Below are 11975 nucleotides of genomic sequence, written 5' to 3'. Positions count from 1 at the left end.
GGCCGCTTCGCGGCGCCTCAGGATGAGGTCAGGGGTTGGAAAGACGAGGAACGGGTTTCGGGAGGCCCGTGTTCACCGTCCGGTCGCGGTCCGCAGGGCGGGTTTCGGCCAGAACGCGGAGGCCTGGGCCAGCACGGTCTCGATCACCTCGTCTTGCTCGTCGATGCGCAGATCCGGGAAGAGCGGCAGCGAGAGCGTGCCCTCGCCCCATTCCTGCGCCACGGGCAGGGACGAGGCTTCCGGCACGTCGCGGTAGAGGGTCAGGGTGGGCACGCTGCGGTAATTCACCGTCGTGCCGATGCGGGCCTCGCCCAGCGCCCGGAGCATGTCGTCGCGGCGGCCGTCGGGCACGTGGATCGGGAACAGGTGGCGGGCCGAGACCACGCCCGGCTCCAGGGCCGGCCAGGTGAACGGGGTGCCGGCGAGCGCGGCCTCGTAGCGCCGGCTCAAGGCCTCGCGCCGGGCGCACTGGACCTCCACCTGCTCGATCTGGGGGGCGAGCAGGACGGCGAGCAGGTCCGGCAGGTTGGCCTTGGTGCCGAGGCGGTCGATGTCCCAATGGTTGTAGGTGCCGCCCTGGAAGCGCTGGGCCGCGCCGGCGGACATCCCGTGCAGCACCGTTTGCACCAGAATCCGGGCGAGGTTGGGATCACGGGTGACGACGGCGCCGCCCTCGCCGCAGGTCACGTTCTTCGTCGCGTAGAAGGAGAAGATCGCCGCGTCGCCGTCCTGCCCCGGCCGGCGCCCGTTGCGGCTGCCCTCGAAGCAATGGGCCGCGTCCTCGATGATCCGGATCGAGGAAGGAATCGCCGCCCGCAGGGCCGGGATGTCCACCATCTGGCCGTAGAGATGGACCGGGATGATCGCCCGCGTCCGCTCCGTAACGGCCGCCGCCGCGAGAGCGAGATCGATCAGGAGCGTGTTCGGGTCGCTGTCGACGAAGACCGGCGTCGCGCCCACGAGGCGCACCACGTTGGCCGTCGCCGCGAAGGTCATGGCCGGTACGATGACCTCGTCGCCGGGGCCGATCCCCATGGCGAGGAGGGTCGCCACCGCCCCTTGTGTCCAGCTCGAGGTGAGCTTGGCATGCGGCACCCCGAAGAAGTCCCGCAGCAGGTCCTCCACGCGCGCGCCTTCGGGGCCGGTCGTCAGGAGCGCGCTCCCCAGGACCGAGGCCACCCGAACCGCGTAGTCGGGCGAGAGCGCATGCCTATAGAACGGGACTGCCATCCGTTGCCTCCATGTCTTCGGTGAGAGCCGGCGATGCCGGTGTGGTTCGGTAGAGGGCGTGCAGGCGCGCCGCGACCACGGTCCAGTCGGCCGAGCATCCCATCCGGTGGGCGCCGCGCGACATCGCCTGCCATTCCGCGGAATCGAGGGACGCGGCCCGGGCGAGGGACGCGGCCACGGCCTCGGCCGTCAGATCCTCGATGAGGAGGCCGGCGCCGTGCCGCGTCATCGCCTCGGTCATCCCCGCCTCGGCGGTGATGAGGAGCGGCACGCCGAGGATCTGCGCTTCGAGGGCGGCCGTCGGCCAGCGGTCGAGGCGCGAGGGAAAGGCGAAGAAGTCCCAGGCCCGGACGACCTCGTCCCGGTCGGCTCCGTAGCGCGGCCCCTCGAAGGTCACGGCGGACCCGATTCCGAGGCGGAGGGCCATCGCCGCCAGCGCCTCGCGCTCGTCGCCGGGACCCATGACGACGAGGCGGCCGGTGCCGCCCTGCCGCCGGTAGAGGGCGAACCCCTCGATCAGGAGGTCGAGGCCCTTGTGGAACGTCGCGAGCCGGCCGCAGAAGCCGAAGACGGGCGAGTCGCCGGCAGGGCCCAATAGCCCGCCGGCAGGGCCGGGCCTGTCGACGAATCCCGGACGCCCGCCGAGCGCGCTCGAATAGACCCCGTGGGGCACGAGGACCGACCGGGCCTTGGGCGCCAGGCGGCGCAGCTCGGCCTGTTCCAGGGCGGTGATGACGTGGACGAAGCGCGCCCCCTCCAGAACGCGGCGCTCCAGCAGCCGGACGTAGAGGGCGGTCGACGGCTTCACCAGCCGGCCGGCCCGGTCGTAGAAATGCGAGAAGCAGGCGTGGAGGCTGATGACGTAGGGGATGCCGCGCCGGCGCAGCATCCGCGTCAGCGAGACCAGGAGCGGTTGGCGCGCGCCGTGGAAGTGGAAGACCGTCCGCGTGTCGGCCCCGTCGAGGAAGGCCTCGCGGGAGCGGCGCGACAGGCTCACCGTGCGGCCGAGGAGCCTGAGCCCCTCCAGCGGGACATGATCCAGCCGGATGCCCGCCGGCACCGTCATCCCGTGCGGGTCGCGCGACAGGAACAGGATGCGGGACGCCTCGCCCGACAGGGTCTGTTCGGTGACGAGGGAGCGGGTATTCTGATGAATACCGTTGGCGAAGGAGGGATATCCCTCCTTGTTCTCGATGATGACATGACGGACGGAGAGCGGGGAGCCGCCATCCGGCCGTCGGACCGGGGACGAGGAAGGCACGTCATAGGCTCGCATGGGTGTCCTCCTAAGCAGGTTTCGCAGACGTGGCCCCCGGTTCTGCGATCGAAAACCTGCGACACGGCACTCTTGGACCGGTCGATGGGAGGCGCGGGTCCGGATCGGCTCTCAGGCGCGCGCCCCGTCCGCGGCGGTCTCGAATTGCGGGCGGGGGAAGACGCCCGGGCTCGCGGCGACGGTCTCCTCGGCCGCGAGGGGCAGGCTCAACCCCTGGAGCGGATCGGCGAGCAGCATCTTGTACCACTTGACCGTGTTGCAGGCGGGCGTGTTGCGCAGGAGCTTGGCTTCGATGGCGTTCTGGATCTCGATGACGGCGTCTTCGATCCGGTACCGTGCCCCGAAGCCGAAGTGTTCGCGCGCCTTGGCGAAGCTCACATGGTAATCGCGCCGGTCGGGTCCGCCGGGCATGAACTCGATCTCGCTCGGCCTCGTGACGGTGTTCTTCACCGCGAGCGCGATGTCGACGATCTGGCGATTGTCCCAGCCGACGTTGAAGGCCTCACCGGCGACGGCTCCGGCGGGAGCGCGCAGGGCGCCGAGGAACGCGGCGGCCACGTCCCGTACATGGACCAGGGGGCGCCATTGCGAACCATCCCCCCCCACCGTGATGCGGCCGCGATCCAGGGCGTCGAAGCTCATCTGGTTGACCACGAGGTCGAAGCGCATGCGCGGCGACAGGCCGAAGACGGTGGCGTTCCTCAGCGCGGTGGCGACGAAATGGCCGGTATTCAGGGCGAGCACGGCCTCTTCGGCCCTGGCGCAGGTCTGCGCGTAGATGGTGAGCGGGCGCAGCGGCGTGTCCTCGGCGAGGAACAGGTCCTGGCCGGCACCGTAGACCGCGCAGGAGCTGGCGAAGAGGTAACGGCGGACGCCGGCACGCTTGGCGGCCATCGCGGCCCGGATGCGGCCCGTCTCGTTGATGGACCGTGTCAGTTCCGGGTCGAGGTCGCCGGACGGATCGTTGGATAAAGCGGCCAGATCGATGGCATAATCGCAATCGTCATAGGCGCGGTGATCGATGGTCCTGATGTCCTGCTTGACGATCTCGAGTTTCGGATGGCCGTCATACTTCGAAAGACACGGCGTTCCAAAGTAGAACGCGTCGATGGCCCTGACCCTGTACCCGCTGCGCAGCAATTCTCCGACCATGACGGATCCAATATATCCGCCAGCTCCCGTGACAGCAATTTTTGCGTTCATGGCTCTCTTTCCATCACGTCATGAAAACGATCTACATCAGTCTTGATATTCAATTTAAAGTGATGGTTCTGGTAAATCAAAAGAACAATCGGACTAATAACTATGGAACCGTGATGTCTTCGATAGTGCCAAATCAAGCCGATCTGGTGCGCGAAGGGGTTAGTCGAGACAACTCCCGGTGCGGCAGGCTTCATCCACTCCGATCGACCGGCGATGAGCGCTGATGTGCGGTGCCGGCGGGGCGCGGGCGTCGCGTCATCCGAAGGGCCACGCGACGCGATGGCGTACGGTTGGGCGTAGCGGGGTTGGCCGGGGCATCGCGATATGGCGTGCGAGGGCAAGCGCCGGCCTGACAGGGGGTCGGTCGGGCCGAATGTTATGAGGTGTAGTTCAAGTCTTCATTGGGAGGATTGTCGCCCTGAATGGACCAGGTGCCGGCCGAGAGGGAAGGTCGCGTGAGGCCGATTTGGTTGGATGTCTCAGCTGTTGCTCATGCCAAAGCGGAGCATCCAACCAGACCACCTCATCCTGAGGTGCCCTTTGCTGCAGCAAAGGGCCTCGAAGGAGCCCTCCAGGGATCTCGCGATGACTGGAAGTCTCCTTCGAGGCCGCTGCGCGGCACCTCAGGATGAGGTGAAGCCTTGGACAAATAACCCATCTGTCTGATCGGATTCTTAAGCGGATGTTCCTGCCAAAGCGGAGCATCCAATCAGACCACCTCATCCTGAGGTGCCGGAGCGTAGCGGAGGCTTTGAGGGAGCCCTCCAGAGACCAAAGCGGTTACTGGAAGGCTCTCTCACAGTCGCTACGCGGCACCTCAGGATGAGGGAACGCCTCGACGGTACTGTTAGACGGTCGCCATCTCTTCGAGCACGTCGTTCAGGGACGCCACACCCGGATGATGCGCGACCAGACGGCTGCGGTCCCCGGCGTTGCAGTATTTGATACCCCAGAGCGCGGCCTGTGTTCTGTTTCGTACATTGATCTTTCGGAGGATCGCCTTGACGTTCCCCTTCACGCGTCCCTCGGCAATGGACAGGCGCTCGGCGATCGCGCGGTTCGAATCGCCCTTGATCAGGCAGGCGATGATGCTGAGCTCCCGCTCCGAGAGATGGAACGTCTGATCGTCCGAGGGAGGCCGATCCTCGCCGGTGGGCGCGGGCGCCTGATCCTCTTCCTCGCATGGCTCGGCCTTCACATGCGCGCGAACCGACAGGTGCGGCACGACGCAGTGATCGAGGAGGATCAGTTCCAGCGCCTGCACCAGCGTATCCGAACCGGCGCTGGACAGAAGGATGGCCGCCGCGCCGCATTCCAGCATCGGTGCCACATGCTCGACTTCACAGGTCGCGCAGATGCAGATGATGAAGCTATTCGGGAAGCGAAGACGAGCATTGATGATCTCTTCGGTCGGCGCGTCCGTGGTCGGTTGAATACTCATGATGATAATCAAATTCGAATCAAATGTTTCGGTAAAATCCTGGGACTGATCCAGGCTTCCCACCATGGAAACGACGTCGAAGCCGCTCTTTATCAGGATGTAGCGTAAGCCTTCTCTGTAGAGCGCCGTTCCACCGCTAATGACGGTCGCCGGACGTTTTGCGGGAGCAATAGTGAGTCGAGGAAAGGTAGTTCCGGATACATGAATCATCGCTGGACCCCCACCGATTCGCATTGAATAAATCGACCACTCCGTTTTCAAGTAATGTATAAACCGATACATTAAATTGAGAGTCTGGTATGAATTGGAACAATCTGATCGTCAATGAAAAATGGGTTAGCTAATCCTTTTTTGGTCATCCCATTTGATCGATGCCGGCTTCCGACTTCGCCGAGCCATCCGAAAGCTCTATGCGGATGTTAATGTGTGGTGGTTCTTGGTGCGAACATTGAGAGGTGCACTCGGGGATTCCTACGGCGTCTCAAATCCAGCGACTGTATAGATTCCGCTCGGATCGTTCGGGACCGGTCATACGTCGAGATCGTCCGTTCGGAGTAGGTCTCTTTCGATCTCCGATGACTGGCAGCGCGAGGTACAATCGGCGTCATACAGCTGCGGTGATGTGAGATTCGATATGTTGGGCAGGTGGTTGCACGCTCATGACAGCTTTGCCGGCTCCAAAAGATCGCTCGGTTCCGGCGATGCGGCGCAGGTCGGTTCGGTCCGCGCGCCGCTCCCCGGGGGAGGGGGGTGGGCCGAGTCGTTCCGGCACGACCATGCCGACCTCGTAGGCCCGATTCGACCGGGCTCCCGCTTCTCGGGCAACCTCTATTGGCTGCTGGCCACCACCTCCATTCTCAGCGCGATCGTGTTCGGCCTCGTGGTCGAGACGACCCGGTCCGTGGGAGCGCGCGAGGCGCGCCTGGAGCAGGACGGGCATCGGGCCGCCTTGCAGCAGGCCGAGGACAGGATCACGACCCTCGCCCTGGCGCTTCGCTCCGAGAAGGACGCGGCCGAGATCGCCCGCTCCCTTCTGGGCCGGCAGGTCGATGAAGGGCGCCGGGCTTTGGAGGCCGTGGAGGCCGACCTGAAGCGGACGCAATACGATCGCCAGCTTCTGTCCGCCCGCGCGGAGGACCGCGAGCAGGCGCTCCGGCGCCTCGAAGGGCAGTTCGAGGCCAGTCGCGGGGAGGTCTCGACCCTCCGGTCCGAGGCCGCGGATCTCCAGGCCCGCGCCGATGCCGCGATCCGCGCGCAGGCGCTGGCGGATGAGGCGCGCCGGGTGGCCGAGACCGCCCTGGCGGAGGTCGGGCTCGCCCGCGATGGCGATGGCCCGGCGCGGATGGAGCTGGCGTCGGTCGATACCGATGCGAAGGGCGACGTCGCGAAAGCCGAGGCTGCGGAGGGCGGGTCCGGCGCGGCGCGGGCCGCTGCGGCCAGGGTCCGGGAGGTCGCGCCGGTGGACGACGCGCCCGTGAGCGACCTGCGCCCGCGATGGTTGACGCTCGGCGGCGCCACCTTCGCCTCCCTCGACGCGCTGACCTTCGCGAGGGGCATCGCCCCATCGAAGCCGAAAGCGCTGCCGACGCCCTCCGTCCTCCGCCGCGTGGCTCCGCGCCCGAATCGCGGGCGGCCCCAGGCGAACGCCGCCGCGCCGTCCTCCGCCAATGCCGCCCCCGCCGGGAAGGCGTTTCCCGACGACGGAGGCGCCGGCCCGGACGGCGAGGCCCACGACACGGTCCGGGCCTCGCGTCTTCCGGTTTCGTCGCTCATGCGCCCGGCACTGGCCCAGGGGGCGCCGCAATTGAAATCCGCCCGCGGCGACGGGGCGCCATCGGGGAAAAAGCTCAGTAATCCGAAGTAGTGCTTCTCTTGAGGGGATTAACGCCGCATCTTTTATTTGAAAGGTCGAGGAAACGAGTTCTGCCCGTCATGCGGGTCCGGGTTCGTCTCAATAATCCCTTTCAGGAATGACGGCCGGTACGATTTCTATCCGGATCGTCGGCTTCTATTCGATCATTGCCTCAATGATTCGTCGAAATTCATGTCTTTGTTTGCCGGAACGAGCATTTTGTCTCGAATTTGAAAATTCGAAACCTCGTTTCTTGTTTCAAGTCGTCGATCCCCCTGACGTACAGCGGTGCCGGAGCCTGTCGAGATGGAATTCATCGGGAACCGTCCTCGGGACGATACGGTCGCCCATCACGCCGAGGACGATGCGAGACCCACCGCCTGCTTCATCGGCGACGGGACGCTGCTGATCCGATGCGCGGAGCTTTTTCTCGCCGCAGGGCATGCGATCTCCGCCGTGGTCACGCGAGATCCCCGCGCCGCCGACTGGGCGCGCCGTGTTGGACTCCCCCTCATCGACAAGGACGCGTACCTGAAAGCGGGCCAGGGCCACGTGCCGGTCGATTTCCTGTTCAGCGTCGGCAACCTCGACGTGATCCCGCCCGCCATCCTCGCCCGCGTCCGGCGCCGGGCGATCAACTTTCACGATGGCCCCCTGCCGAGGCATGCCGGCCTCCATGCCACGACCTGGGCGATCCTCGCCGGGGAGACCTCGCACGGCGTGACCTGGCATCAGATCGACGAGACCATCGATACCGGTGCCATCCTGGCGCAGGAGCATTTCGACATCCTGCCCGGCGACACCGTCTTCAGCCTCAACGGCCGCTGCTACGAAGCCGGCGCCTCGAGCTTTTCCGCCCTCCTCGACGGGCTCGTCTCTGGCCGCGTGGAAGCGAGGCCGCAGCGGGGCGAACGCCTCTACCATGGCCGGCTCAAGCGCCCGGATCGCGCCGCGACCCTGGATTTCCGCCAGCCCGCCGCTCGGATCGCGGCCCTCGTCCGCGCCCTCGATTTCGGCCCGGTGCCCAATCCGCTGGCGCGCCCGAAGATCTTCACCGGGCAGGATCTCGTTCTCGTCCGGGGCGCGGAGATCGGTCCGGCCTCCGGTCATCTCCGTCCCGGCACGATCATGCGGGTGGGGCCTGATCTCGTGTCCGTCGCGACGGCGGATCGCGAGATCGTCCTTTCCGGCCTCACGACCCTGGGCGGCGAGCCGGCCGGCACTCTGTTCAGCCCCGGTCTTGTCCTGCCGGAGATCGAGGGGCCGCGCGGCGAGGCGCTCGCGGCCGCCCAGCGCCCCGCCGCCGCCCACGAGGCGTTCTGGATCGAGCGCCTGGCCGATGTCGCCGCGCCGACGCTGCCCTATCCCCGTCGCGGGGCCAGGGGCTCCGAGGCCGCGTCGCATGCCATCGCCATCCCGCTTGCCCGGACGGCGAGCGCGGACGACGCGGCGGCGGCCTTCCTCGCCTGGATCGGCCTCGTCTGCGACACGCCCCGGATCACGCTGGGGCTCAGCGAGGCCGCCGCAGATTCCGAACGCGATACTTGGCCGTGGTTCCTGCCGGACCGTCCCCTGACCCTGGCCGTCGACCGTGACGGTTCGGTCGCGGAGCTCCGGACGGCGTTCGCAGCCGAGCGCGCGGACCTCGCCGCCAGGGGCCTTCTGGCCGCCGATCTCCCGCAACGCGCCGCCTCGCCGGACATGCGCGAAAGGGCCGTCGCATGGCGCAAGATCGGCCTGGTCCATGGCGGTGCGAAACCGGGTCTCCTGGCGCGTACCGGCTCCGAACTTGTGCTGGTCCTGAGCGAGGGCGAAAGCCGGGCGGAGCTCCTCGTCTGCGGCCGGACCTTCGAGGTCGAGGTCGCGCAAGCCATGGCCGGGCAGTTCGCGGCCTTCCTCCAAATCTTCCTGGCCGATCCGGAAATCCGCCTCGGCGCGCTCCCCCTCGTGCCGGAGGAAGAGGCGGCGATCGTGGCCGCGCTCAACGCCACCACCGCGCCCTTCGCGGACGATCGCGGCATCCACGACGAGATCGCCGCCAGGGCGGCCGAGCTGCCCGAGCGGGACGCCGTGGTCGCCGGCAACGCCAGCCTCACCTATGGCGAGCTCGACCGCGCCGCCGGGGAGCTCGCCGGCCGCCTCGTCGCGGCCGGCATCGGGCCGGGCACCATCGTCGGCATCTGCCACGAGCGGATGCCCGACCTCGTCGTGGCCGTCCTGGCGACCCTGAAGGCGGGGGCGGCCTACCTGCCCCTCGACGCCGACTATCCGCGCGAGCGCCTCGCCTACATGCTGGAGGATTCCGGCGCCGAGATGCTGCTGACGAGCCGCCCCATCCAGGAGCGCCTCGCCTTCGCTCCGGCCACGGTGCTCTACACCGCGGAAGCCCAAGGCGAGGGGGCGCCGCCCCCCGGTCGCGCCGGCGGGCAGGATCTCGCCTACGTCATCTACACCTCGGGTTCCACCGGCCGGCCCAAGGGTGTGGCGATCACCCATCGCAGTCTGATGAATTTCTGCGCCGGCATGGATGCCCGCATCCCGCACGATCCCCCCGGCATCTGGCTCGCGGCGACGAGCCTGTCCTTCGACATCTCGGTGCTGGAGATCCTCTGGACCCTGGCGCGCGGCTTTACGGTGGTGCTGCACGGTCCGCGCTCCGAGCCGAGTCCCGGCCCCGGCTTCAGCCTATTCTACTTCTCGAACGACGACGCGGCGGATCCGCAGGACAAGTACCGCCTGCTGCTGGAGGGCGCGCGTTTCGCCGACCGCAACGGCTTCGAGGCGGTGTGGACGCCGGAGCGGCATTTCCACGCCTTCGGGGGCCTCTACCCCAATGCGGCGCTGAGCGCCGCCGCCCTCGCCGCCTGCACCGAGCGCGTCAAGATCCGCGCCGGCAGCTGCGTCCTGCCGCTCCACCATCCCCTGCGCGTCGCCGAGGACTGGGCGATGATCGACAACCTGTCGAAGGGCCGGGCCGGGATCGCCTTCGCCTCGGGGTGGCAGCCGAACGACTTCGTCCTGGCCCCCGAGCGGTTCGCCGAGCGCAAGGAGAGAATGGCGGGGCAGATCGACGACATCCGCCGCCTCTGGCGCGGCGAGCGCCTGCCGTTCCCCAACCCGCTGGGCAAGGTCGTGGAGATCGGCACGATGCCCCGGCCGATCCAGCCCGAACTGCCGATGTGGCTCACGGCCGCCGGCAATCCCGACACCTTCGTCCAGGCCGGGCGGCTGGGATGCGGCGTCCTCACCCATCTCCTCGGCCAGACCCTCGATGAACTGGCCGACAAGATCCGGCAATACCGCCAGGCCTGGCGGGAGGCCGGCCATGCCGGCGAGGGCCACGTGACCCTCATGCTCCACACCTTCGTGGGCGAGGACGAGGATGCGGTCCGCGAGACCGTCCGTGAGCCGATGAAGCGCTACCTCGGCAGCGCGATGGATCTGGTCAGGCAGGCCGCCTGGACCTTCCCGACCTTCGTCCAGCGCGCGGCCTCGGACGGCCGCACGCCGGCGGAGATCCTCGACGCCGAAGACCTGTCGCCGGCCGATCGCGACGCGCTGCTCGACCACGCCTTCGAGCGCTATCACCGCACCGGCGGCCTGTTCGGCACCCCGGAATCCTGCCTCGGCATGGTCGAGGCGGTGCGGCGCATCGGGACCGACGAGATCGCCTGCCTCGTCGATTTCGGGGTGCCCACCGATCTCGCCCTCGACCATCTCGAGCACCTGAAGCGGCTGATGGTTCTGGCCGGAACCCTGACCTCCACCGCGCCGGCCTCGGTGCCGGAGGACATCGTCCGGCACCGGGTCACCCACTTCCAGTGCACGCCCTCCATGGCCCGGATGCTGGTGGCCGATGCGGCGGGCCGGCGCGCGCTCTCGCAGCTCGGCACCATGATGGTGGGCGGCGAGGCCCTGAGCGCGGACCTCGCCGTCCGGCTGCGCGACCTCCTGCCCGGCAGATTCCTCGGCATGTACGGGCCGACGGAGACGACGATCTGGTCGGCGGTGGTCGAGATCGACGGCGTGGAACGCGGCGTGACCCTCGGCGAGCCCATCGCCAACACCACGTTGCACGTGCTCGACGCGCACCGGCGCCCGTGCCCGGCCTATCTGGCTGGCGAGCTCCATATCGGCGGGGAGGGCCTCGCCCGTGGCTATCTGGGACGCGAGGATCTGACGGCCGAGCGGTTCATTCCCAACCCCTTCGGTCCGGGACGGCTCTACAGGACGGGCGACCTCGTCCGCCGGGACGCCTCGGGAGGGCTCGTTTTCCTCGGGCGGCTCGATCACCAGGTCAAGGTCCGGGGGCACCGGATCGAGCTCGGCGAGATCGAGGCCGCATTGGCGCGCCAGCCCGGCATCGCCGCCGCCGTCGTGGTGGCGCGCGAGGATACCGACGGCGACCAGCGCCTGGTGGGCTACGTCACCGCCAGGGACGGCGCGACCCTGCGGCCCGAGGCCCTGCGCGAGGCGGTGGCCTCGACCCTGCCCGCCTTCATGGTTCCGGCCGTGATCGTCGTTCTGCCCGCCCTCCCGATGACCCTGAACGGCAAGGTCGATCGCGGCGCGCTGCCGGCGCCGCATCGGTCACCGGAGACGCACTCGGCATCGCCCGAGGCGCCGATGAGCTCGCTGGAGGCCCTGATCGCCGGCATCTGGGGCGAAGCGCTCGGTCGCCGGGTGGTCGCCACCACGGAAAACTTCTTCGACCTCGGCGGTCACTCCCTCCTCGTGGTTCAGGTCCAGCGCCGCCTCGGCGAGGAGCTCCGCCGGGACATCGCGATCACCGACCTGTTCCGCTTCCCCACGATCCGCACCCTCTCCCTGCATCTGGGAGGATTCGCCACCGGTCCCTCGGCGTCGGACCGGGGACACGACCGGGCCAAGGCGCGGCAGGCGCTCCGACGCCGCCAGGAGATGCCGGCGACGGTCGCCTGAGCCCTCGGTCACCACAGAATACGTGAGGTACG

The 11975-nt window shown here is 68.0% G+C and carries 6 protein-coding genes; 2 read left to right on the top strand and 4 right to left on the bottom strand.

The window, feature by feature from the left end:
- Positions 1-72: 72 nt before the first annotated feature.
- The 4 genes from ASF08_RS15870 to ASF08_RS15855 all read right to left on the bottom strand — a co-directional run bounded on the left by ASF08_RS15870 (position 73) and on the right by ASF08_RS15855 (position 5360).
- Positions 73-1230 carry a DegT/DnrJ/EryC1/StrS family aminotransferase gene (locus ASF08_RS15870; RefSeq protein ID WP_056147005.1) on the bottom strand — a complete coding sequence of 386 codons (1158 nt, stop codon included), beginning with the start codon at positions 1228-1230 and terminating at the stop codon, positions 73-75.
- Positions 1211-2506 (bottom strand): glycosyltransferase, encoded by a 1296-nt coding sequence (locus tag ASF08_RS15865; protein WP_056147003.1) that lies wholly within the window; start codon positions 2504-2506, stop codon positions 1211-1213. The genes ASF08_RS15870 and ASF08_RS15865 overlap by 20 nt, the downstream gene beginning before the upstream one ends.
- A gap of 111 nt (positions 2507-2617) precedes the next feature.
- The gene (locus tag ASF08_RS15860) at positions 2618-3709 is read right to left on the bottom strand and encodes an NAD-dependent epimerase/dehydratase family protein (protein WP_082473235.1); all 1092 of its coding nucleotides are present in this window, start codon (positions 3707-3709) and stop codon (positions 2618-2620) included.
- Between the two features lie 847 nt (positions 3710-4556).
- Positions 4557-5360, bottom strand: a complete 804-nt coding sequence (locus ASF08_RS15855) for a response regulator transcription factor (RefSeq protein ID WP_162238967.1) — start codon at positions 5358-5360, stop codon at positions 4557-4559.
- A gap of 424 nt (positions 5361-5784) precedes the next feature.
- Between ASF08_RS15855 and ASF08_RS15850 the strand changes: the two genes are divergently transcribed.
- The gene (locus ASF08_RS15850; RefSeq protein ID WP_156629618.1) at positions 5785-7014 is read left to right on the top strand and encodes a hypothetical protein; all 1230 of its coding nucleotides are present in this window, start codon (positions 5785-5787) and stop codon (positions 7012-7014) included.
- A 294-nt stretch (positions 7015-7308) separates the two neighbouring features.
- Complete coding sequence (locus ASF08_RS15845; RefSeq protein WP_056146994.1) at positions 7309-11943, top strand: MupA/Atu3671 family FMN-dependent luciferase-like monooxygenase; 4635 nt, start codon at positions 7309-7311, stop codon at positions 11941-11943.
- The last annotated feature ends 32 nt before the right edge of the window (positions 11944-11975 follow it).

This window comes from Methylobacterium sp. Leaf85 (assembly GCF_001422125.1).
In the GTDB taxonomy this organism is placed as follows: Bacteria; Pseudomonadota; Alphaproteobacteria; order Rhizobiales; family Beijerinckiaceae; genus Methylobacterium; species Methylobacterium bullatum.
This window is presented reverse-complemented; position numbering and strand designations above follow the sequence as displayed.